Here is a 20,453-nt window from a genome sequence, read left to right as displayed (position 1 = left end):
CACGATCCGCATTCCTATGATGGGCGCACGACACCGCGGACCACCTCTACCAGGCAGGGCCCGTCAGGTGTACGGCGGCGCGACGGTGGTGGAGGGGTCGATGACTCAGGGGGCCGGTCAGGAACCCGTGGTGCGGACGGCGACGTTGCGTGACTTTCGCGTCCCGCCGTATGCGCAGACGCCCGTGCCCCCGCCCTCGCCGCATCCCGGCAGCGTGGCGATGAGCGACGAGCCGCCGGAGGGCTACACGCCCACCGAGCGCGATCTGCCCGTGATCAGGCGCGAGGACACCGTCGAGGTGCGCCCCGTCCCCGAGCAGCGGCCGGCCGGCGACGCGGGGCGCGGTCCGCTCTACGTCGTCGGAGACGTCCACGGCTATCTGGACGAGCTCCTCGCCGCCCTCGCCGAGCAGGGCCTCATCGACGCCGACGGCGCCTGGGCGGCGGGCAATGCCCGGCTCTGGTTCCTCGGTGACTTCACGGACCGCGGACCGGACGGCATCGGCGTCATCGACCTCGTGATGCGCCTCTCCGCCGAGGCCGCCGCCGCCGGCGGCTACTGCAAGGCCCTGATGGGCAACCACGAACTGCTGCTCATCGGAGCCAAGCGGTTCGGCGACACCCCGGTGAACTCCGGCGCGGGCACCGCGACCTTCCAGGCGGCCTGGCTGCTCAACGGCGGCCAGAAGTCCGACATGGACCGGCTCCAGGACGTCCACCTCCAGTGGATGTCCCGGCTCGACGCAGTCGTCGAGGAGGACGGGCATCTGCTGATGCACTCCGACACGACGGCCTACCTCGACTACGGCTCCACCATCGAGGACGTCAACGACACGGTGCACGCCATCCTCACGCGTAACGACGCCGACGAGTGCTGGGACGTCTTCCGCAAGCTGACCAAGCGGTTCGCCTTCCGGGACGAGGGAGGCGCCGACGCCGTACGCGAACTGATGGCGACGTACGGCGGGCAGCGCGTGGTCCACGGCCACAGCCCCATTCCGTATCTGCTCGGCGAGGTCGGTTCGGAGGACGGCGAAGACAGCTCGCGTCCCGTCGTGGAAGGCCCGCACGTGTACGCGGACGGGCTCGCCATCGCCATGGACGGCGGCGTGACCATGGCCGGAAAGCTACTGGTGGTCCAACTCCCCCTGCATGAATGAAGCAGTCCGGGGAAGACGCATCCACGACCTGACCACGCCGACCACCGGGCCTATTTACGGAAACCCCCTGTCACCCCGTGCCGTGGGCGCTCTACCATCGGCGTATCAGTCGCAGGCTCTCCTCCGTTTCCGCCCAATTGCCCGGTTCACGCGGTCAGTCAGGCCCTACGGAGCATCGGGGGATGCACATGAAAAGCGCTCCGCACCTGCTGGCCGAGGACCGCCCGGAGTACGAGCGGATCCTCGATGACGCGCTGCGTCACGCCGACGAACACCCGGCCCTGGACGGGGTCGGCGACCGGCTCAATCCGGAACAGCTGCGCACGATGGCGCTCAACGCCACGGCTCTGATCACGGCCGCCGCGGCCACCGAGTACGAGCACTACGTGAAGGTCCGCGGTGAACTGCGCGGTCCCGCCGGTGATCCGGCCCTCGCCCACGCCATCGGATCCGCGCCGGACGAGACCAGCGGGGCGGGCGCCGGCATAGGAGCCGTCATCACCGCCCTGGCCCCGGTCCTCGCCGGCACCGCCGCCGTGATCTTCCTGCTCGTCGGCTATCTGCTCCAGGCCCTCGGCCCGGACCTGGCGTTCGCCGACACGATGGTCACCGCCGGCTGGTTCTTCGGCGCGGTCGCCGCGGCAGCCACCCTGGCCGCCGCCGTCGGACTCCTCGTCACGGCCCTGCGCAACGGCGCCACCTCGCTGCCGGCCGAGGATCCCGAGGAGGAGCTGCCCGAGGACGTGGCACGCGCCCGGGAGGCGTGGCGCCACGCGCTGCTGGAGCGCGGAATCCTGCCGTTCCTGCGGGACGCCCTCGCCGACCCGACCGCGGGCCCGGCCTCCCGGACCCCGCACCGCTCCCCGAACCGCATCCCGAAGATCGGCTACAGCAGACCGGACTTCTCCGGCCCGTCCGACGGACCGTCCGCGGGCCCGCGTCCGACCTTCACCAGCCCCGACTTCACCAGTCCGGACTTCGGCGGCCCCGAGCACCAGCCGGAGTGACCCCGGGCGTTCCGGGTGCGGAACGCCCGAGGGCCGGGGCAGCCCATGGCTGCACCCGGCCCGTGCGGTGGCGTCGGCGGCGTCAGTCCGCGAGCGGCAGATAGACCCGGTTTCCGGCCGCCGCGAACTCCTTCGACTTCTCGGCCATACCCGCCTCGATCTCCGTCTGCGAGCCCCCGTGCTCACGCCGGATGTCCTGCGAGATCTTCATGGAACAGAACTTCGGACCGCACATCGAGCAGAAGTGGGCCGTCTTCGCCGGCTCGGCCGGCAGCGTCTCGTCGTGGAACTCCCGTGCCGTGACCGGGTCGAGCGCCAGGTTGAACTGGTCCTCCCAGCGGAACTCGAACCGGGCGTCCGACAGCGCGTCGTCCCAGTCCTGCGCTCCCGGATGCCCCTTGGCGAGGTCCGCCGCGTGGGCCGCGATCTTGTAGGTGATCACGCCGGTCTTCACGTCGTCCCGGTTGGGCAGCCCCAGGTGCTCCTTGGGCGTGACGTAGCAGAGCATCGCGGTGCCCCACCAGGCGATCATCGCGGCGCCGATCCCGGAGGTGATGTGGTCGTACGCGGGAGCGACATCCGTGGTCAGCGGGCCGAGCGTGTAGAACGGCGCCTCCTCGCAGATCTCCTGCTGGAGGTCGATGTTCTCCTTGATCTTGTGCATCGGGACATGGCCCGGACCCTCGATCATCGTCTGGACACCGAAGCGCTTGGCGACGGTGTTCAGCTCGCCGAGCGTGCGCAGTTCGGCGAACTGCGCCTCGTCGTTGGCGTCGGCGATCGAACCGGGGCGCAGCCCGTCGCCCAGCGAGTACGTCACGTCGTACGTCGCGAGGATCTCGCAGAGCTCCTCGAAGTTCTCGTAGAGGAACGACTCCTTGTGGTGCGCGAGGCACCAGGCCGCCATGATCGAGCCGCCGCGCGAGACGATGCCGGTCTTGCGGCGCGCGGTCATCGGCACGTACGGCAGGCGCACGCCGGCGTGCACCGTCATGTAGTCGACGCCCTGCTCGGCCTGCTCGATGACGGTGTCCTTGTAGATCTCCCAGGTCAGTTCCTCGGCCCTGCCGTCGACCTTTTCGAGGGCCTGGTAGAGCGGCACCGTGCCGATGGGAACGGGGGAGTTGCGCAGGACCCATTCGCGGGTGGTGTGGATGTTGCGGCCGGTGGAGAGGTCCATGACCGTGTCGGCGCCCCACTTGGTCGCCCAGGTCATCTTGTCCACCTCCTCCTCGATGGAGGAGGTGACCGCGGAGTTGCCGATGTTCGCGTTGACCTTCACGAGGAATCGCTTGCCGATGATCATCGGCTCGATCTCCGGGTGGTTGACGTTGACCGGCATGACGGCCCGGCCCGCGGCGATCTCCTCGCGCACGACCTCGGGCTCGACGTTCTCCCGGATCGCGACGTACTCCATCTCCGGGGTGATGTCGCCGCGTCGGGCGTACGCGAGCTGGGTGACCGGCCGTCCGTCACGGCTGCGGCGCGGCTGCCGGGGCCGGCCCGGGAACACCGCGTCGAGGTTGCGCAGACCGCCGCGGGGAGAGGTGTGCTTGAGGCCGTCGTCCTCGGGGCGCCCGGGACGGCCGGCGTACTCCTCGGTGTCGCCGCGGGCGATGATCCAGTTCTCCCGGAGCGGCGTGAGCCCGCGCCGGACATCGGTGTCGATGGTGGGATCGGTGTACGGCCCGGACGTGTCGTACAGCGTCACGTCCTTGCCGTTGGTGAGGTGCACCTGACGGACCGGCACCCGGAGGTCCGGGCGTGAGCCCTGGACGTATCCCTTGTGCCAGCCGATGGACTTCCCGGCCTCGTCGTTCGGTGCGTCCTGCGCATTCTGCGCATTCTGCGTCGAGGCAGGCGTGCGTGCGTCCGCTGTGGTCATGAGACCTACTCCCTACGCCGGCATTACCCGGTAACAGGTTCGGCGGTCGGCGCAGCCTGTTCCGTACCGGTGTACGGAGGTCAGCGCCCTCTCAGCCCGGTGCTCCGAGCTCCCGCGTGTGCAAAGGTGCCACCACGCTAGCGTCCTTCATGGCGTGCTGAATAGAGGGCCCCTCCCGTTCTTGCGATGATCGCCCGGTGACCTCCTCCTCAAGCGATCCCGAACCGCAGGGCACCGCGCACGGCCACTCGCACAGCCATGGCCCCGCCGCCCCTGTCTCCAAGCATCTGCGCAAGGTCATCGCGGCCGTGCTGATTCCGTTCGCCACGGCGGTCGTCGTCGGCCTCGTGGCGTTCTGGCCGGGCGGCGCCCCCGCCCACGAGCGCACGGGCGTCGGCTTCGACCGGCAGACCGAGTCCGGCAAGGTGGTCCAGGTCGACACGGTGGACTGCGCGGATGTGAACGCCGCACAGGTTCCGGCGACCGGTGACACCTCGACAGCCTCGGGACGCGAGGCGGTCAATGCGCAGACGGGGGACTGCAAGAAGGCCACGATCGAGGTGACCAGCGGCGCGGACAAGGGCCGCGAGTTCGTCGAGATCGTCCAGCCGGACGCCCCGAGGCAACTGAAGGAGGGTCAGGGCGTGGTCGTGGCGTACGCGCCCGACGCACCCCGCGATCTCCAGTACTCGGTGACCGATGTGAACCGGAAGCTGCCCCTGGCGGTGCTGGCCGGAATCTTCGCACTGGCCGTGGTCGTGGTGGGCAGGCTGCGCGGACTGATGGCGCTCATCGCGCTCGCCGTCTCGTTCGCCGTGCTGACCCTGTTCATCCTGCCAGCGATTCTTCAGGGATCGAATCCGCTGGTCGTCGCGGTGATCGGGGCGAGCGCCATCATGCTGGCCGCCCTCTATCTGTGCCACGGGCTGACGGCCCGCACCTCCGTGGCCGTCATCGGCACACTCATCTCACTGCTGCTGATCGGGCTGCTCGGCTCGCTGTTCATCGGCTGGGCGAGCCTGTCAGGGAACACCGACGACAACACCGGTCTCATCCACGGTCTGTTCCCGGAGATCGACATGAGCGGTCTGCTGCTGGCCGGCGTCATCATCGGCTCGCTCGGTGTGCTCGACGACGTGACGGTCACCCAGACGTCGGCGGTCTGGGAACTGCACCAGGCGGACCCGTCGATGGGAGCGCGGAAGCTCTACAAGGCGGGGATCAGAATCGGCCGCGACCACATCGCCTCGGTCGTCAACACGCTGGTGCTCGCCTACGCGGGAGCCGCGCTGCCCCTGCTCCTGCTCTTCTCCATCGCCCAGAGCAGCGTGGGGACGGTGGCCAACAGCGAACTGGTGGCGGTGGAGATCGTCCGGACGCTGATCGGTTCTATCGGACTGGTCGCCTCGGTGCCGGTGACGACAGCGCTCGCGGCGCTGGTGGTCTCCGCGGACCGCACAGGGGTCGGCGCGGAAGCCGGAGCTCCTGCACCCGCACGGACCGGGAGAGGCCGTCGTCGCAAGCTGTAACGACGAGCCCCCTCAGCCGGCGTTCTGCTCCTCGGCGAGGATCCGGCCCAGCGCCTCTTCCAGGTTGCCCTCGAAGTCACTCAGCGTGTGCTCCTGACCGAGCGGCACCAGTTTGTCCGTCCGGTCGAGAAAGGCCACGAGAGGCGCCGTGCCGGCTCGGAAGAGGGCCCGGTCCGCCCCGACCTGGAGCCGGATGTGTACATCGGAAAGCCCTTCGGGCTCGGTCGGACCGATGTGCACATCCCCGTCACCACTGGGGCTGTTGAGACCGTCGAGCAGCAGCTCACGGCCAAAAGCCCAGGTGACAGGGGCATCGCCCGGCAGGTGGAAGGTCATCCGGATCGCGTACGGATCAGAAACCTCGTACCGGAGCTCCACCGGAATACGGAACGAGAGCTCCTCGGAAACGAGGAAGCTCATCATGACCTCTGCTTGAACCGACTCGCGCATCGTTCAACCCCGCGGTAGATGAAACTGGCCAGGAATGATCCCCCGTGGCCCTATTGACGCCATCGTGGTGCACGCGATAGCAGATCACAAGGAGTGATTTTTCAGATACTGATAGAGAACACGAGCGAGCGCAAGAGGTCTGCAACCTCATTCCGTAGCTGCTCGACTGCGGGGAGCAACCGATCCTGCTGATCAAGGGGCATCGAAATGGCCATCGTGGCGATGGTGGTACCCACAGTGATCGGGATGGCCGCGCAGATCGTTCCCAGGGCATATTCCTGTCGTTCGATGACAGGCTCTATGCGTTCGGTCGATCGCAATCGATCAAGAAGCGCCTGTCGATCTCGCACAGAGTGACGAGTCAGGGGCCGCACCGGATGGCGGTCGAGATGATCCCCGCGGGCAGCCTCGTCGAGCTGCCTCAGCAGGCACTGGCCGATCGCGTGGGCATGGCCGGTCTCGGCGAACGAGGCCCATTCGTCGACGGCGGGATTGGACGGAGTGTCCGCGACCGCGACGAGTTCGATCTCACCCTCGCGGTAGACGGCGCAGTACACCGGCACACCGATGGTGCCGCGCCATCGCTCCAGCGAATCGGCCATGACGGTGCGTCGGTTCTGCACCGCACCACCGTCCATCAGCCGCTCGGCGGCCTCCCCGAAGAGGAAGACGCCGTTCTCCCGGCGCAGATATCCCTCATGGGTCAGGGTGCGGAGCAGGTGGTACGCGGTCGGAAGCTGAAGCCCAGCTTCCCGTGCGAGTTGCTTGGCGGGCGCCCCGTCGCGATGGGTGCCCACAGCCTCCAGCAGTCTCAATGCCCGCTGAACCGAGCCGATCAGGGTCGGCACAGCGGCGGTATTCGTTGCTGTGGTCACAGGTCACCCCCAGGCATGGTGACGGGCAGTCAGCCCTCCCGTGGGGGCCGCCCCCACGGACTGCCACAAACCTGGGGTCCGGAGACCGGACTGACATAACAAACCACTGGTCAAGGCGGTAACGGACGGTTACTTCCCAGGTGGCGGCAGCGATACGCCACTGTATCGGCACCGTACGCCCGGCATGCCTTTTCGTCCGGGACTTAGCTCAGCTGGCCTAATCGCCCCGGACGCCCGTCACTACCAGTCACGACCCGAGGAGGACGAGGACAGGAACTTCCGTACGACGAAGACCAGACCACCGACCAGAACGGCGAAGACCAGCACCTTGAACAGCAGGCCGATGACGAAGCCCACCACGCTGGCGATCAGGCTGCCGAACACGACGATCGCGATGACGGGCACCGCGACCCACTTCACCCACCAGGGCATCCCCGCGAATATCTCCTGCACGGCCATCGTCCTTACCTCGTCTCCTTGGGTTCCTGCTTCGATGCTAGAGGCGCGGGGGTGGCCGGCGGACGCTCCGGATCCCTTGAACTCCCCTGAACGATCCCCTAGGGAGTGTCCGACCTAGGGCCTGCCCGGCTCAGCTCTCCGGCGGAGAGAAGACGACCATCACCCGCAGGTCCTCGGTGATGTGGTGGAACTTGTGGGCCACTCCGGCCGGTACGTACACGACGCTGCCCCTGCCCACCTGGGTCGTCTCCATGCCGACCGTGATCGCCGCACGGCCGCTCACGACGAAGTAGACCTCGTCCTGGGCGTGCGGCTGCTGCGGGTCGAGCTGGCCGGCGTCCAGGGCGTACAGGCCGACGGACATGTTGCGTTCCCGCACGAACTGGAGATAGGCACCGTCGTTGGCGGCCCGCTCCGCCTCCAGTTCGTCCAGCCTGAATGCCTTCATCGCCTGTCCGCCCCTTGTTCCATACAGCCGGTATCGGCCATCGATCATGTCTGCCACGATCAGACACATGAAGAATTTCGTAGTCAAGACGATCGCCAACGCAGGTGCGCTGGCCGTAGCCATCTGGCTGCTCAACGACATCACGCTCACCGGCGACGACACCTGGAACAAGGTGCTCACGCTGATAGTGGTCGCCCTTCTCTTCGGGCTGGTGAACTTCGTCGTCAAGCCGGTGGTGAAGCTGCTGACGCTCCCGCTGTTCATCCTGACGCTGGGGTTGATCACTCTGGTGGTCAACGCCCTGATGCTGATGCTCACCTCGTGGCTGGCCGACCTGTTCAATCTGAGCTTCCATGTCGACGGCTTCTGGACCGCCGTCGTCGGTGGCCTGATCATCTCCGTCGTCTCCTGGGCACTGAACGTCGTACTCCCCGACGAGGACTGATCCGGGCCTTCTGAAACAGTGCAGACCGGACCGGTGGCGAACCGGGGAGAGAAGCGAGGGAGCAGCATGAGCACCATGGGCGACGGGACACGGGCGGTACGGGCCGGGCTGCCCGAACCCGCGCAGTACGAACCCACTCTTCCCGGACCGGTTTTCGCCGCGCACTTCCATCTGTCCGGCGAACCGGTCGGCCCGTACACCTACGGCCGGGAGACCAACCCGACGTGGACGCATCTGGAACGGGCGATCAGCGAGCTGGAAGCGCCCGGGGAGCCGGTCGAGACGACGGTGTTCGCCTCAGGAATGGCGGCGGTCACCGCCGTACTGCTGTCGCAGACGCGCACGGGCGACACGGTGGTACTGCCGGACGACGGATACCAGGCGCTGCCGCTGGTCCGTGAGCAGCTGGAGGCGTACGGCGTCGAGGTGCGGACCGCGCCGACCGCCGGCGACGCGCAGCTGGCCGCTCTGGAAGGAGCCAAGCTGCTGTGGATCGAGACGCCGTCCAACCCCGGCCTCGACGTCTGTGACGTGCGCAGGCTCGTGGAGGCCGCGCACCTGGCGGGCGCCCTGGTCGCCGTCGACAACACACTGGCCACACCCATCGGCCAGCGCCCGCTGGAGCTGGGCGCCGACTTCTCGGTGGCCAGCGACACCAAGGGAATGACGGGGCACGGCGACATCCTGCTCGGCCACGTGACCTGCCGCGATCCTCAGCTGACGGCAGGTGTCCGGCGCTGGCGCAAGGTCGTCGGGGCGATTCCGGGGCCGATGGAGGCATGGCTCGCGCACCGTTCGCTGGCCACGCTCCAGCTGCGGATCGACCGGCAGTGCGCGACCGCGCTCACGCTCGCCGAGACGCTGGCCAAGCGCACCGATGTGAGCGGCCTGCGCTACCCCGGGCTGCCGAGCGACCCTTCGTACCCGGCCGCCGTGCGGCAGATGAAGCGCTTCGGCTCGGTGGTGTCGTTCGTACTGGCCGACCAGGAGACGGCGGAACGCTTCCTCTCCGGGCTGCGGCTGGTCGACGACGCGACGAGCTTCGGCGGCGTGCGTTCCACCGCGGAGCGCCGGGCCCGCTGGGGCGGCGACGCCGTTCCTGAGGGCTTCATCCGGTTCTCGGTCGGGGCCGAGGACCCCGAGGACCTGCTCGCCGACGTGGAACGCGCGCTCGACGAGGCATCCCGGTAAACACCCTGCTCAGCAGGGGTCTCTACGGATGAAGGCGGTCCGAGCCTCCCCCCTCGTGGCTCGGACCGCCCCGGTTCCACGCGCGAAGAACCGCGTGCACAAGGCTAGTTGACTCTGCGTCAGTGTCCAATCACAGTAGCGGCAGAGACCTATCGACATATTTATAGTTGTCCGGGTCCGAAGCGTCGTGAGCGTGGGAGGAGGCGGGGCATGGACCTGGCTCTGCTGCGCACCTTCGTCACCGTGCACCGTGCGGGGTCGTTCACCCGGGCCGCCGCCCTGCTGGGGCTGTCGCAGCCCGCCGTCACCTCACAGATACGGACTCTGGAGCGGCAGCTCGGCCGCCCCCTCTTCCTGCGCCGGGCCCGTGGTGTCACCCCGACCAGCATCGGCGACGAGCTGGCGCACCGGGCCGCTCCCCATCTGGACGCGCTCGTCGAAATCGCCGAGGCCGGGCTCGACGAGGAGACGGGGATACGCACCCTCCACCTGGCAGGGCCCCCGGAGTTCACCTCCGTACGCGCCCTGCCCGCACTCACCCCGCTGCTCTCGCAGGGGCTCGCGCTGCGCAGTTCGTTCAGCGCCAACGCCGAGGAGACGATGGAGGGGCTGGCCGCCGGCCATCACGACCTGGCCATCACGACGGCACGGCCGCGCGGCGGGCTGCTCACCTCGACGACCCTCTGCGACGAGGAGCACGTGCTGGTGGCTGCGCCGCGCTGGGCCGGCCGTCTGGGGCCCGGGACACTGCGCCACGGAGGACCGGTGGTGCTGGAACAGCTGCCGGTGGTCGAGGTCCACGAGAGCCTGCCCTTCGTCTCCCGCTACTGGGCCGCCGTCTTCGACAGCCGGCCGGCGGCGTCCGCGACCGTGATCACTCCGGATCTGCGGGCGGTCCTGGAGTGCGCGGCGGCGGGTGCCGGTCTCGCCGTGCTGCCGCGTTATCTGTGCGAGCGGGCGCTGGAACGGGGGGAGGTCGTGGCGCTGCTCGACCCTCCGGTGCCCCCGCTGCGTACGTACTTCCTCGCAGCGCGCACCGGCACACTCGCGCTGCCGCACATCGCGCGGGCTCACGAGTGGCTGGTGCGCGCTGCCGTCGACTGGTGACCTGTGGGCGCCGGAGAGTTTCAGATCGCCTTCCACGGGCCACTCTCTTGCCATGACCGAACGACCTGTGGTCAAGCGCACCGCACGCGCCATCCTGCTCGACGGCGACGACCTCATCCTCATCAAGCGGACCAAGCCGGGGGTGGATCCGTACTGGCTCACGCCGGGTGGCGGGGTCGAACCGGAGGACGACACCGTCGTCGACGCCCTGCACCGCGAGATCGACGAAGAACTCGGCGCCAAGATCACCGATGTCGTGCCCTGCTTCGTCGACACCGTGGAACACATCGCGGGCGGTGGAGTGAAGGGCGTCAAGGTTCAGCACTTCTTCGTCTGCCGACTGGAGTCGATGGACCTCTCACGACGGCACGGACCGGAGATCGACGATCCCTGTGGGGAGTACGAGATCGTACGGGTGCCCTTCAGCCGGATCGGAATCGCCGCGGTCCATCTCGTACCGCTGTCGCTGCGGCACTACCTGGACGGCAATATCGAGGGCGTCCGGGCGATGCACGCATCCGATCTGGGCTGAAACGGCGCCATCAGCCGGGCGTGGGCACGGACAGTTCGTCGAGGGCGTCGTGCCGTATGCGCTCGGCCGGCATTCCGATGCCCCGGAGTACGTCCACGCTGCTGCGGATCATGCCAGGGGGGCCGGACAGGTATGCCTCGTACCCCTTCCAGGGCCCCCGTTCCCGTACGGCGTCGGGCAGCCGGCCCTCCGCGCCGTTCCCGGGCCCTCCACTCACCACGGGGTGGACGGTGAGCCACGAGTAGGTCTGCTGGAGACGCATCATCGTGTCGAGGTCGTAGAGGTCACCGTCCGTGCGAGCGCCGTAGAAGACGTCGACGGGCCGCCGGTCACCGTGTTCGGCGACATCCTCGACCAGAGCCCTGATGGGCGCGATGCCCGTGCCGCCACCGAGGCAGAGAAGACCGTTGTGGGTGGTGTGATCGACCGTCATCGAACCCGCCGGGGCTCCTAACCGCAGAATGTCGCCGGGGCGGGCGCGGTGCACCAGAGCGCTGGAGACCCAGCCCGCGGGCACCGCCTTGACGTGGAACGAGAGCAGCCCGTCGCGTCGCGGCGCCGAGGCGAAGGAGTAGTGCCGCCAGACATGCGGCCACCAAGGGGTCTCCAGAGTCGTGTACTGCCCGGCCACGAAGGGGTACGCCTGGTCGGGGCGGACGGTGAGGACCGCGATGTGGGGGGTTCTGAGCTCATGGGAGACCACCTCCGCCTGCCAGAGCGCCGGGGCCTTCCCCTCGTCGTCCGCCGCCGCGTCGATCATGATCTGCGAGATCCTGGTGTAGGCCCGCACCCAGGCCGCTTCCGCCTCACCGTTCCAGGTGGTCGGCGCGTAGCGGGCCAGCGCGCCGAGCAGCGCCTCCCCGAACGCCGGATAGTGGGTGGGGCGCGTGCCGTACTTACGGTGACCGCGGCCGAGCCCTTCGAGGTACTCGGTGAGCGCTTCCGGGTCGTCGATCCGGTCGGCTGCCGCGAGGAGCGCCCGGAAGAGGCGGTCCCGCTGTGTGTCCATCGCCGGCGGGAACAGGGCGCGCAGATCCGGCTGCCGGATGAACAGCAACGCGTAGAAGTAGGAGGTGGCGTGGTCCGCCACCGGGCCCACCTCCGCGAGCGTGCGGTGGATCAGGGTCACATCGGCTGACGCGGACGGAGCCGTGGAATCTGAGATATCGGCCGGTGTGGTGACCGGAACGTCCATAGAAGTGCCTCGCCTCAAGCATCAAATGGTCGTGACGTGCCCACACCCCACGCGTCCCCTGCGTGCGGCTCTCCTTGTCGCAGTGTGCCAGCAACTCGCCACGCATCGGACAAATACTGGGAAGTCCGGGTATCAGAGCGCGTGTTCCCCTACGCACCTCCTGCCTCGTGGCGCTATGGGCGCGGCACTCCGCGGCAGCCTCGTACGCCCAGGCCAGTACACGCGGATACTCCCGCCGTCAGACGACCGATCGCCCCACGCTTGACAGCGTGTTTCACGTGAAACCACTCAAACGACCCGCCCGAAGAAGTCTTCTCGTCGCGCATGTCGCCGTCTCCGTGAGCTGGCTGGGCCTCACCATCGGCCTGCTGACGCTCGGCCTCGCCGCCGTGCTCACGGACGACACCGCCACCGCCCAGGCCGCCACTCGCGCCATGAAGATCTTCGGCGACTGGCTGGTCGTGCCGGTGGCCCTCCTGTCGCTCCTCACCGGTCTGGTGCTGGCGCTCGGCACCCCGTGGGGGCTGGCCAGGCACCGCTGGGTCTGGGCGAAGTTCTGGATCACCCTGGTCACCACCGCCCTGTCGATCTTCTCGCTGCGCCCCGGGATCAACGAGGCGGCGGCGGGAGGCGTCATCGACGTCGATCTGGTGGTCGGCCCCGCGGTGGCCACCGCCACCTATCTGTTCGTCACGGCCGTCTCGGTGCTCAAGCCCTGGGGGCTGACCCGGCGGGGGCGGCGCCTGCGTGTCTCGGCCAGATCCGCTAAAGCGGTGGACGAACGATCACTGCGTCGGACAGCCTGAGCCCTATGCACAGCCCACTGCCTCGCCCCCTCGCCGAACTGCCCATCCGGCGCCTCAACCGGGGAGACCTGGTCCCCTGCGCCGACCTGAGTGAGGACCGCGCGTGGCCGCGCGACGAGCACCGGTGGGGCCTGCTCCTGTCCGCGGGGACGGGCTACGGCATCGACGACCCCGAGGGCAAGGGTCTGGCCGCCGCCTGTGTGCTGACGTCGTACGGAACGGACCTGGCCGCCATCGGCGTGGTGCTCGTCGCCGAGCGGTATGCGCGGCAGGGAGTGGCCCGGCGGTTGATGCGATTCGTGATGGAGACGGCGGGGGATACTCCGCTCTCGCTGTCCGCCACCCCGCAGGGCCAGCCGCTCTACGAGCAGCTCGGCTTCATCCTGGCGGGGTGGTCCACCCGTGTCACCGGCCACTTCCGGAACGACGGCGAGTCCCCCGGTGGCACCTCGGTGACCACCCGCCCGGCCACGGCCGACGATCTCCACGGCATCATCCGCCTGGACACCGATGCGTTCGGCGCCGACCGGACCCACATCATCACGCGGCTGCCGGCCTTCTCCGACCGGCTCCTGGTCGCGGAGGACGGTGGCGAACTCGTCGGGTACGCGGCGCTCTGGCCGAGCGGGACCATCCACACCCTCGGCCCACTGATCGCCCGGGACACCGCCACGGCACAGGCCCTCGTCACCTCGCTCGCCGCGACGACGGACCGCCCTCTGAGCACCGATATCGACGCACGCCACCGCGAACTGCTCGGCTGGCTGGGCGAGCGTGGCCTGGAGCAGAGCTTCGACAGGGCGATCATGACCTCGCGCAGCCCGGAACTGCCGGGTGACTGGACCCGCCGGTTCGCTCCCCTGACCGTCGCGACGGGCTGAAGGGAGCCGATGGCGGGACCCCGGGCCCCGTCGGCCACGCGGCAGGGCCGACTAATTGCAGACGCGGACTATTGCAGGCGTGCCCTATCCTGGAGGGACGAGGCTCCACACGGAGGAGAGACCATGACAGCCACAGACCCCGCCCTGACTGCCCTCTCCCAGGGCTGGTGCGCCCTCTCCCTGCTCCACGGGAAGATCGAGTCCCATATCGAGCGCGCCCTGCAGGCGGGTCATGACCTCAGCGTCCGAGAGTATTCGCTGCTCGACGTCCTGAGCAGGCAGCACAGCGGCCCCGGTGGTCACCTCCAGATGAAGCAGGTCGCCGACGCCGTCGTACTGAGCCAGAGCGCCACCACCCGACTGGTCACCCGCCTCGAGGACCGAGGACTGCTGACCCGGTACCTCTGCGACACGGACCGCCGTGGCATCTACACCGACGTCACCGACGCCGGACTCGCCCTGCTCGCCGAGGCCCGGCCGACCAATGACACCGCGCTTCGGGCCGCACTCGACGAGGCCGCGCGTAACCCCGAGCTGGCCCCGCTGGTCACCGCTGTGGAAGAGCTGAAGGTTCCCGCATAGCCCTTGCGAGCTGCGTATTCTGCCGAGCATGAACGATCTTGCGATACGCCCTGCCGCGCTCTCCGACCTTCCCGCCGTCGTGGCCATGCTGGCCGACGATCCGCTGGGCGCACAGCGTGAGTCGCCGGACGACCTCACCCCGTACAACGCCGCTTTCCAGCGGCTTGCCGATGATCCCAACCAGCACCTCGTCGTCGCGGTGCGCGAGGAACGCGTCGTCGGGACACTCCAGCTGTCGATCATCCCCGGTCTGTCCCGGCGCGGCTCGACACGCTCGATCATCGAGGGCGTCCGCATTCACGCCGACGAACGCAGCAGTGGACTCGGCACGCAGATGATCCAGTGGGCCGTGGACGAATCCCGCCGCCAGGAGTGCCAGTTGGTCCAGCTGACGTCCGACGCCACGCGCACCGACGCGCGACGCTTCTACGAGCGCCTCGGCTTCACCGCCAGCCACGTCGGGTTCAAGCTCACGCTCTGAACCCGGCGCCGCACATCCGAGAGAACCGAAGCGGGACCAGGATCGGCAGACCCGGAGGGCATGTGTTGCAGCACATCACGGACGAACAGCGCCGCATCAGACTCGGACGGCGCCATCGACTCGCCCCGTCGGCGCGTGCCGACTCCGTGGTGGCGGTGGCCGATGCCGTCGTCGCCCTGCACGCCACCGACGCCGCCACCGTCTTCCTCTCCGCGTGCGCACGGCTGTCGAAGGCCGGCGTCGAGCCAGTGGAACAGGCTCTCTACGAGGACGTCTCGCTGGTCCGACTGCTGTCCATGCGCAACACGCTCTTCACCGTGTCCAGGGAACTCGCCCCCTGGGTGGACGCGTCGAACGCACGGGCCGTGGCAGCAAAGGAACGTCGCACGCTCCTCAAGCACTTCGAGGAGGACGGCCACGGGTTGGACGAGAACTGGCTCGCCGAGGCCGAGCGAGAGACCCTCACCGCGCTGGCGGCGCGTGGCCGGGCGACCGGCAGCGAACTCTCCGCCGCGGTACCGGCCCTCCGGACGAAGATCACCGTTTTCCCCGGCAAGAAGTACGAGACGGTCCAGGGCGTCGCCTCCCGGATCATCCGCATCATGGCCGCCGAAGGACACATCCGCCGCGACAGGCCACGGGGCTCCTGGACGTCCAGTCAGTTCCGCTGGACGGCATCGGACCCATGGCCCACACGTGCCACGGCCGAGGCGCAGACCGAACTGGCCGTGCGCTGGCTCCGTTCGTACGGCCCCGCGACCGAAGCCGACCTCAAGTGGTGGACCGGCTGGAGCCTCGGCCAGGCCCGCAAGGCACTGGTGGCAGCCGGGGCCGAGGAAGTGCGGCTCGACGACGGCACAAGCGGTTGGGTCGCACCGGGCGACAGCTCCCCCGAACCCGCGCTGGAGCCCTGGGCCGCACTGCTGCCGGCTCTCGATCCGAGCGCGATGGGCTGGGCGGACCGGGGCTTCCATCTTCCGTCCGGGCATCGCGCCGCGCTGTTCGACCGATCGGGCAACGCCGGCCCCACGGTCTGGTGGAACGGCAGCATCGTCGGCGGCTGGGCCCAGCGCGCCGACGGAGAGCTCGTCTGGCGCCTGCTCTCCGACGTCGGCCGGGACGCCTCGACCGCGATCGAGGCGGAGGCGTCCCGGCTGGCGGAGTGGGTGGGCGAGAGCCGCATCACGCCGCGCTTCCACACCCCGCTGGAGCGCGAACTGACAGCCTGAACGAGGGCGCGCCGTTCTGGTGTTTCACGTGAAACGAGCCGCTGGGGGACTCAGGGCGCGAGTCCTCGCCAGCCCTCGGCGTCCACGCCACCGGGGATGGCCGTACCCGGGTCGTACGGTTCACGCGTGAAGACGAAGGAACCCAGGTCGAGGTGGTCCACCGCGCCGTCGCCGTTCCGCACGACACGGAGGGTCTCCCCCGCGTAGTACCCGTCGAGGCCCGTCCATGTACCGTCCGGCCGGGCCAGGAAGCGGGCACTGCGGCCACCGTTGCGCAGGGGCAGGAGCTCCACGCCACGGTCGGCGACCAGCTTCAGGACGTAGGCATGGGTTCCCCAGTACCAGGGACCGGTCAGCGCCAGTAGTTCCGTGTCGACTTCGGGCAGCGGACGCCACGGCGCCGGGATGCGGGGCTCCGCATCGGCGACGATCTGCACGAGATCGGCGGCAACGGTGGCCGTGGGCGGCCCGGACGTGGCATTGGTGAGCGCGACGGCGGCAAGGCCGTCCTCCACGCAGAACCACAGCGCGGCCAGGAATCCCGGCAGCGAACCCGTGTGACCGACGAGCGTCCGGCCGTCCCTGCGCACGACCTGCAGACCGAGGCCGTAGGCACCGTCCCACTCTCCTGCAGGGGGCAAGGCCGCCGGCACCCGCATCTCCCGCACGGACGCTTCGCCGAGGACCCTCTCGTCCCCCTCGGCCAGGAACGCCGCGAAGCGGAGGAGGTCGGCCGCCGTCGACCAGAGCTGGCCGGCCGGAGCCATCAGGCCGAGGTCCTCGGTCGGTTCGGGAAGCATGACGTCCGCCCAGGGGTGCACGGCCCAGCCGCCTGCGTGCGGCGCCACCGGCTGCGCACTCGTACGGTGCATCCCCAGCGGTTCCAGGATCTCCCGGCGCAGCACCTCTTCCCAGGAGGCCCCTCGTACCGCTTCGACGAGCGCGCCAAGCAGGGTGTAGCCGGGGTTGGAGTAGTGATGGCCCCGGCCTGCCGGCTGTGTCTGCGGCTGGTCGCCGAGGACGTCGGCAAGCCCGGGACGGACGGTCCCGGGCGTCCTCTCCCACCAGGGAGCGGGCGACTCGGCGGCCAGGCCCGCGCTGTGCCCGAGAAGCTGGAAGACGGTCACGTCGCCCACGCCCGTACCGGGAAGGTGCTTCTCCAGGGCGTCGTCCAGATCCAACAGACCCTCGTCCCTCAGCCGGAGCACCAGGACGGCGGTGAACGTCTTGGTGAGGGAGCCGATTCTGAACTGCGTATCCGTATCGGGGGCATGGCCCTCGACACAGCTGCGCGCCCCGTCCCAGACGGTCCGGCCCTCCCGCTGCACCGCCGCGACGAACGAGGGCGTACGGCCTTCGGACTGAGCCGTCGCGATGCGGTGCAGCAGGGCACGTCGCGTATTCGGGAGCAACTCTTCATTGGGGGAAGTCATGGTCAAGGACTACCCGGGCGGAAGCCGCCTGGCGAGCCGTTTTCGCGGGGCGCTGAAGTGGGCATCCGCCCCGGCACCGCAGGGACCCGCCGGCCGGCGACTCAGCGCTTGCGGGTGTACGTCCTGACCAGCACACCGTTGCCGAAGGTACGCACGTCGTCGAGGGTGAATTCGGTGGGGCTGAAGTCCGAGCCGAACATCGGCATGCCGGAGCCGTACACCAGCGGATAGGTCTTGATCACGAGCTCGTCGACCTCGTCGATCAGCTCGCCCGCCAGCGTGGATCCACCGCAGAGCCAGATCCCCAGGTCACCGCTCTCCGCCTTGAGCTCCCGGATGCGCCCGACCAGGTCCCCGGAGACCAGCTCCACATGCGCGTCCGGTGATTCCTTCAGCGTGCTGGAGGCGACGAGCTCGCGGAGGTGGGCGTACGGGCTGGTGATGCCGGTGTCCAGAGCCAGCTGGTAGCTGGCGCGCCCCTGGATCACCGTGTCGAAGTGCTGGTGCTTCGCGTCGTGGAACCCCAGAGCCTCCCGGCCCGCGGCCGGGACGGTCTCCGGATACTCCGCCTTGAGGAAGGCGAGGAGCTCCTCGTCGACGAAGGGGTACATCGATGCTGCGTCGCCACTCGGGTCCCCGATGAAACCGTCGATCGAGCAGGCGATGAAGTAGGTGAGCTTGCGCATGTAGTCCCCGTTCCCCGTAGGCCAAGTGGCCAATGATCACGTCCGTCGTCGCGGCGCCGTGTCCCCGCGCCGCAACCACGTCATCTATAGTGCTTCACATGTAGTGGTTAAGCAAGCCCCTTTGTCGGAGGGGCGAACCCGACGGGAGAGGCCCATGGCCAGGAATCCGGAACGCAGGACAGCGCTCACCGACGCCGCCATCGAGGTGCTGGCGGACGAAGGAGCCCGCGGACTCACCTTCCGCGCCGTGGATGCCCGGGCGGGTGTACCCGTGGGCACGTCCTCCAACTACTTCGCCAGCCGGGACGACCTGTTCATGCAGGCGGGCGCGCGTATCAACAGCCGCATGACGCCGGACCCGGCCATGGTCGAAGAGGCACTGCGCCCCGCTCCCTCACGCGAGCTGGTCACTTCCCTGATGCGATGGCTGGTCCAGCGCATGACGGACGACCGCACCGGCTACCTGGCCATGCTCGAACTGCGCCTGGAGGCCACGCGCCGGCCCGCTCTCCGCGTCCAGCTGACACGGGCGGTGCGCGCGGAGTTCGACGGGAACGCCGAATTCCACCGGAACGCGGGCCTGCCGGGCGACGACGACACGTTCCTCGTGCTCTACCTGGCCATGACCGGCGTGCTCCTGGAGCACTTCACACTGCCCGGGGCCCTGCCCGACATCGAGCTCGACGCTCTGGTGGAGACCGTGGTCAACCAGATCGTCCCCCGCTGACACCACATCGCCCGCCCATCGGGGGTGCTCGGACATGGTGCCAACCACCGGTCACACATGGATGCCGCCCACCGGTCACATTCTCCCGTCCCGCCGGGTCATGGAAGTGACGGACCCGAACCGGCCGGAACGCCCGGCCCCCCGATGGGAGCACTCCTGATGTCCACCACATACGTCGTCGTCACTGTCCTGGCCGCCGTGATGGCCGGATTCTCCGCCGTCTCGGTCTTCCGCCGCGCCGCGTGGGTCGTGGAGCCGCTGGCCGATTACGGCGTTCCCCGGTCGTGGTGGCCCTGGCTCGGCACGGCAAAGGCCGCAGGGGCGCTGGGCCTCCTGGCCGGCCTGCTCGTACCGGCTGTCGGCGTTCTGGCCGGCTTCGGCCTGGTGCTGTACTTCACCGGCGCCGTCATCACCGTGATCCGGGCCCGTTCGTACGCCCATGTCCCTTTCCCGCTGGTGTACATGGCCCCGGTGGTCGGCGCCCTGGCCCTGGGCTTCGCCGCCTGACACCGCAACCGCCACGGCGCCACGGACCGCGGAGCGGCGGCGTGGCGCCGCGGGCACGGCCGACGGAGGCCGGCGAGGCGTACGTCCGGGTCAGCGCATGTCGTCGCGGGAGGAGTAGGTCTTCTCCGTCAGCCGGCCGTCGGTGAAGAAGAAGTCGATCGTCGGATACGACTCATCGATGGTCCCGGTGCACTCGATCAGGGTCTTCCACCCGCTGGAGGACGGATAGTTGGGGTGCTCGACCGAGATGTCGGTGCAGGCGGTGCCCGCGATGATCGCGTTGACCTCGGCCAGGGTGTCGCCCACCGCGAACTGCTCCTCGTACTGAGCCTTCGTCATGGTCCGGGGCAGGTCGTAGGTGTACCAGCCGTAGGCGAAGGGGAAGCTCTTCTCCTTCTTGTACAGCCTGTCGTCGGCGTTGAAAGTGAACGTCGCGGTCTGGTCGACGAATTGGTTCGCCGTCCAGCACATCAGGCCCTCGGGAGTGCCCGAACAGGAGGGCTGCGGACCGATCAAGTCCTCGACCTGCTGCTGGGTCATGCCGAGGGAGACGGCGTCGTACTTGGTGTCGGTGAGGTAGTTGTCGTTCGGCGGGGGCTTGGCCGCCGATGAGGTCGCCGCGGCGGAACCCACCAGGGCTGCGGCGAGGGTGGCGGAGGCGGCGAGACGGAGGAAGCGCATGTGCAGCTCCTGTCGGAAGGACGCAGTCCCGGGAACCCGGGACTGCCGGCCCCGGTGAGAGGGAACACCACGACGTCACCGCCGCGCCCCTCACGGGCAGGCAGCCGGCCCCCGGCCCTCGGTCGGGGCCTGGTTCGGCGCACGGGTTCGGACGGGGC

At 69.0% G+C, this 20,453-nt stretch carries 22 protein-coding genes and 1 pseudogene; 14 read left to right on the top strand and 9 right to left on the bottom strand.

The window, feature by feature from the left end; all coding sequences use genetic code 11:
* Positions 1–85: 85 nt before the first annotated feature.
* Both OG230_RS18240 and OG230_RS18235 read left to right on the top strand, forming a co-directional pair.
* Positions 86–1,159 (top strand): metallophosphoesterase, encoded by a 1,074-nt coding sequence (locus tag OG230_RS18240; RefSeq protein ID WP_443051594.1) that lies wholly within the window; start codon positions 86–88, stop codon positions 1,157–1,159.
* 182 nt (positions 1,160–1,341) lie between these two features.
* Complete coding sequence (locus tag OG230_RS18235) at positions 1,342–2,166, top strand: hypothetical protein (protein ID WP_328904796.1); 825 nt, start codon at positions 1,342–1,344, stop codon at positions 2,164–2,166.
* An 82-nt stretch (positions 2,167–2,248) separates the two neighbouring features.
* Here OG230_RS18235 and thiC read toward each other — a convergent pair whose 3' ends face one another.
* Complete coding sequence (thiC, locus tag OG230_RS18230; RefSeq protein WP_328904795.1) at positions 2,249–4,051, bottom strand: phosphomethylpyrimidine synthase ThiC; 1,803 nt, start codon at positions 4,049–4,051, stop codon at positions 2,249–2,251.
* 197 nt (positions 4,052–4,248) lie between these two features.
* Here thiC and OG230_RS18225 point away from each other — a divergent pair, with 197 nt between their 5' ends.
* Complete coding sequence (locus tag OG230_RS18225) at positions 4,249–5,580, top strand: YibE/F family protein (protein ID WP_328904794.1); 1,332 nt, start codon at positions 4,249–4,251, stop codon at positions 5,578–5,580.
* A gap of 12 nt (positions 5,581–5,592) precedes the next feature.
* Here OG230_RS18225 and OG230_RS18220 read toward each other — a convergent pair whose 3' ends face one another.
* The 4 genes from OG230_RS18220 to OG230_RS18205 form a co-directional block, all read right to left on the bottom strand.
* Positions 5,593–6,030: an SsgA family sporulation/cell division regulator gene (locus OG230_RS18220; protein ID WP_328904793.1), complete on the bottom strand. Its 438-nt coding sequence runs from the start codon at positions 6,028–6,030 to the stop codon at positions 5,593–5,595.
* A gap of 101 nt (positions 6,031–6,131) precedes the next feature.
* Complete coding sequence (locus OG230_RS18215) at positions 6,132–6,905, bottom strand: IclR family transcriptional regulator (RefSeq protein ID WP_328904792.1); 774 nt, start codon at positions 6,903–6,905, stop codon at positions 6,132–6,134.
* Positions 6,906–7,145: 240 nt separating this feature from the next.
* Complete coding sequence (locus OG230_RS18210) at positions 7,146–7,358, bottom strand: DUF5326 family protein (RefSeq protein WP_328904791.1); 213 nt, start codon at positions 7,356–7,358, stop codon at positions 7,146–7,148.
* 136 nt (positions 7,359–7,494) lie between these two features.
* The gene (locus OG230_RS18205; protein WP_328904790.1) at positions 7,495–7,812 is read right to left on the bottom strand and encodes a cupin domain-containing protein; all 318 of its coding nucleotides are present in this window, start codon (positions 7,810–7,812) and stop codon (positions 7,495–7,497) included.
* Positions 7,813–7,879: 67 nt separating this feature from the next.
* Between OG230_RS18205 and OG230_RS18200 the strand changes: the two genes are divergently transcribed.
* The 4 genes from OG230_RS18200 (at position 7,880) to OG230_RS18185 (ending at position 11,087) form a co-directional block, all read left to right on the top strand.
* Complete coding sequence (locus tag OG230_RS18200; protein WP_328904789.1) at positions 7,880–8,257, top strand: phage holin family protein; 378 nt, start codon at positions 7,880–7,882, stop codon at positions 8,255–8,257.
* Between the two features lie 66 nt (positions 8,258–8,323).
* Complete coding sequence (locus OG230_RS18195) at positions 8,324–9,448, top strand: cystathionine gamma-lyase (RefSeq protein WP_328904788.1); 1,125 nt, start codon at positions 8,324–8,326, stop codon at positions 9,446–9,448.
* A gap of 210 nt (positions 9,449–9,658) precedes the next feature.
* Positions 9,659–10,555: a LysR family transcriptional regulator gene (locus tag OG230_RS18190; protein ID WP_328904787.1), complete on the top strand. Its 897-nt coding sequence runs from the start codon at positions 9,659–9,661 to the stop codon at positions 10,553–10,555.
* A 52-nt stretch (positions 10,556–10,607) separates the two neighbouring features.
* Positions 10,608–11,087 carry an NUDIX hydrolase gene (locus OG230_RS18185; RefSeq protein ID WP_328904786.1) on the top strand — a complete coding sequence of 160 codons (480 nt, stop codon included), beginning with the start codon at positions 10,608–10,610 and terminating at the stop codon, positions 11,085–11,087.
* Positions 11,088–11,097: 10 nt separating this feature from the next.
* Here the strand turns inward: OG230_RS18185 and OG230_RS18180 are convergent.
* Positions 11,098–12,249 (bottom strand): annotated as a pseudogene (locus OG230_RS18180) (globin domain-containing protein); the annotation flags it as partial.
* A gap of 311 nt (positions 12,250–12,560) precedes the next feature.
* Between OG230_RS18180 and OG230_RS18175 the strand changes: the two are divergent.
* The 5 genes from OG230_RS18175 (at position 12,561) to OG230_RS18155 (ending at position 16,261) form a co-directional block, all read left to right on the top strand.
* Positions 12,561–13,088 (top strand): DUF2269 family protein, encoded by a 528-nt coding sequence (locus OG230_RS18175; RefSeq protein WP_328904784.1) that lies wholly within the window; start codon positions 12,561–12,563, stop codon positions 13,086–13,088.
* Positions 13,089–13,093: 5 nt separating this feature from the next.
* Positions 13,094–13,969 (top strand): GNAT family N-acetyltransferase, encoded by an 876-nt coding sequence (locus OG230_RS18170; protein WP_328904783.1) that lies wholly within the window; start codon positions 13,094–13,096, stop codon positions 13,967–13,969.
* A 123-nt stretch (positions 13,970–14,092) separates the two neighbouring features.
* Complete coding sequence (locus OG230_RS18165) at positions 14,093–14,551, top strand: MarR family winged helix-turn-helix transcriptional regulator (protein ID WP_328904782.1); 459 nt, start codon at positions 14,093–14,095, stop codon at positions 14,549–14,551.
* Between the two features lie 28 nt (positions 14,552–14,579).
* Positions 14,580–15,032: a GNAT family N-acetyltransferase gene (locus tag OG230_RS18160; RefSeq protein WP_328904781.1), complete on the top strand. Its 453-nt coding sequence runs from the start codon at positions 14,580–14,582 to the stop codon at positions 15,030–15,032.
* A gap of 65 nt (positions 15,033–15,097) precedes the next feature.
* Positions 15,098–16,261: a winged helix DNA-binding domain-containing protein gene (locus tag OG230_RS18155; RefSeq protein ID WP_328911435.1), complete on the top strand. Its 1,164-nt coding sequence runs from the start codon at positions 15,098–15,100 to the stop codon at positions 16,259–16,261.
* Between the two features lie 50 nt (positions 16,262–16,311).
* On the opposite strand, the gene OG230_RS18150 is transcribed toward OG230_RS18155, so the two are convergent.
* Together OG230_RS18150 and OG230_RS18145 are read right to left on the bottom strand one after the other, a co-directional pair.
* Positions 16,312–17,694, bottom strand: a complete 1,383-nt coding sequence (locus OG230_RS18150; RefSeq protein ID WP_328904780.1) for a serine hydrolase domain-containing protein — start codon at positions 17,692–17,694, stop codon at positions 16,312–16,314.
* Positions 17,695–17,795: 101 nt separating this feature from the next.
* Positions 17,796–18,380, bottom strand: a complete 585-nt coding sequence (locus tag OG230_RS18145) for a dihydrofolate reductase family protein (protein ID WP_328904779.1) — start codon at positions 18,378–18,380, stop codon at positions 17,796–17,798.
* Between the two features lie 154 nt (positions 18,381–18,534).
* On the opposite strand from OG230_RS18145, the gene OG230_RS18140 reads away from it, so the two are divergent.
* Both OG230_RS18140 and OG230_RS18135 read left to right on the top strand, forming a co-directional pair.
* Positions 18,535–19,107 (top strand): TetR/AcrR family transcriptional regulator, encoded by a 573-nt coding sequence (locus OG230_RS18140; RefSeq protein WP_328904778.1) that lies wholly within the window; start codon positions 18,535–18,537, stop codon positions 19,105–19,107.
* Positions 19,108–19,266: 159 nt separating this feature from the next.
* Entirely contained in the window at positions 19,267–19,614 is a 348-nt protein-coding gene (locus OG230_RS18135; RefSeq protein ID WP_328904777.1) for a DoxX family protein, read from the top strand.
* A gap of 90 nt (positions 19,615–19,704) precedes the next feature.
* Here OG230_RS18135 and OG230_RS18130 read toward each other — a convergent pair whose 3' ends face one another.
* Positions 19,705–20,295 carry a BLIP family beta-lactamase inhibitor gene (locus tag OG230_RS18130; protein WP_328904776.1) on the bottom strand — a complete coding sequence of 197 codons (591 nt, stop codon included), beginning with the start codon at positions 20,293–20,295 and terminating at the stop codon, positions 19,705–19,707.
* Between the last annotated feature and the right edge of the window lie 158 nt (positions 20,296–20,453).

The organism is Streptomyces sp. NBC_00234 (assembly GCF_036195325.1).
In the GTDB taxonomy this organism is placed as follows: Bacteria; Actinomycetota; Actinomycetes; order Streptomycetales; family Streptomycetaceae; genus Streptomyces.
This window is presented reverse-complemented; position numbering and strand designations above follow the sequence as displayed.

What these genes read in the sequence shown, in the direction of transcription:
- OG230_RS18200 (WP_328904789.1), top strand. Translation starts at nt 7,880, where the DNA reads ATGAAGAATTTCGTAGTCAAGACGATCGCCAACGCAGGTGCGCTGGCC.
- OG230_RS18165 (WP_328904782.1), top strand. Translation starts at nt 14,093, where the DNA reads ATGACAGCCACAGACCCCGCCCTGACTGCCCTCTCCCAGGGCTGGTGC.
- thiC (WP_328904795.1), bottom strand. Translation starts at nt 4,051, where the DNA reads ATGACCACAGCGGACGCACGCACGCCTGCCTCGACGCAGAATGCGCAG.
- OG230_RS18130 (WP_328904776.1), bottom strand. Translation starts at nt 20,295, where the DNA reads ATGCGCTTCCTCCGTCTCGCCGCCTCCGCCACCCTCGCCGCAGCCCTG.
- OG230_RS18170 (WP_328904783.1), top strand. Translation starts at nt 13,094, where the DNA reads ATGCACAGCCCACTGCCTCGCCCCCTCGCCGAACTGCCCATCCGGCGC.
- OG230_RS18185 (WP_328904786.1), top strand. Translation starts at nt 10,608, where the DNA reads ATGACCGAACGACCTGTGGTCAAGCGCACCGCACGCGCCATCCTGCTC.
- OG230_RS18195 (WP_328904788.1), top strand. Translation starts at nt 8,324, where the DNA reads ATGAGCACCATGGGCGACGGGACACGGGCGGTACGGGCCGGGCTGCCC.
- OG230_RS18220 (WP_328904793.1), bottom strand. Translation starts at nt 6,030, where the DNA reads ATGCGCGAGTCGGTTCAAGCAGAGGTCATGATGAGCTTCCTCGTTTCC.
- OG230_RS18205 (WP_328904790.1), bottom strand. Translation starts at nt 7,812, where the DNA reads ATGAAGGCATTCAGGCTGGACGAACTGGAGGCGGAGCGGGCCGCCAAC.
- OG230_RS18135 (WP_328904777.1), top strand. Translation starts at nt 19,267, where the DNA reads ATGTCCACCACATACGTCGTCGTCACTGTCCTGGCCGCCGTGATGGCC.
- OG230_RS18140 (WP_328904778.1), top strand. Translation starts at nt 18,535, where the DNA reads ATGGCCAGGAATCCGGAACGCAGGACAGCGCTCACCGACGCCGCCATC.
- OG230_RS18150 (WP_328904780.1), bottom strand. Translation starts at nt 17,694, where the DNA reads ATGACTTCCCCCAATGAAGAGTTGCTCCCGAATACGCGACGTGCCCTG.
- OG230_RS18145 (WP_328904779.1), bottom strand. Translation starts at nt 18,380, where the DNA reads ATGCGCAAGCTCACCTACTTCATCGCCTGCTCGATCGACGGTTTCATC.
- OG230_RS18235 (WP_328904796.1), top strand. Translation starts at nt 1,342, where the DNA reads ATGCACATGAAAAGCGCTCCGCACCTGCTGGCCGAGGACCGCCCGGAG.
- OG230_RS18160 (WP_328904781.1), top strand. Translation starts at nt 14,580, where the DNA reads ATGAACGATCTTGCGATACGCCCTGCCGCGCTCTCCGACCTTCCCGCC.
- OG230_RS18190 (WP_328904787.1), top strand. Translation starts at nt 9,659, where the DNA reads ATGGACCTGGCTCTGCTGCGCACCTTCGTCACCGTGCACCGTGCGGGG.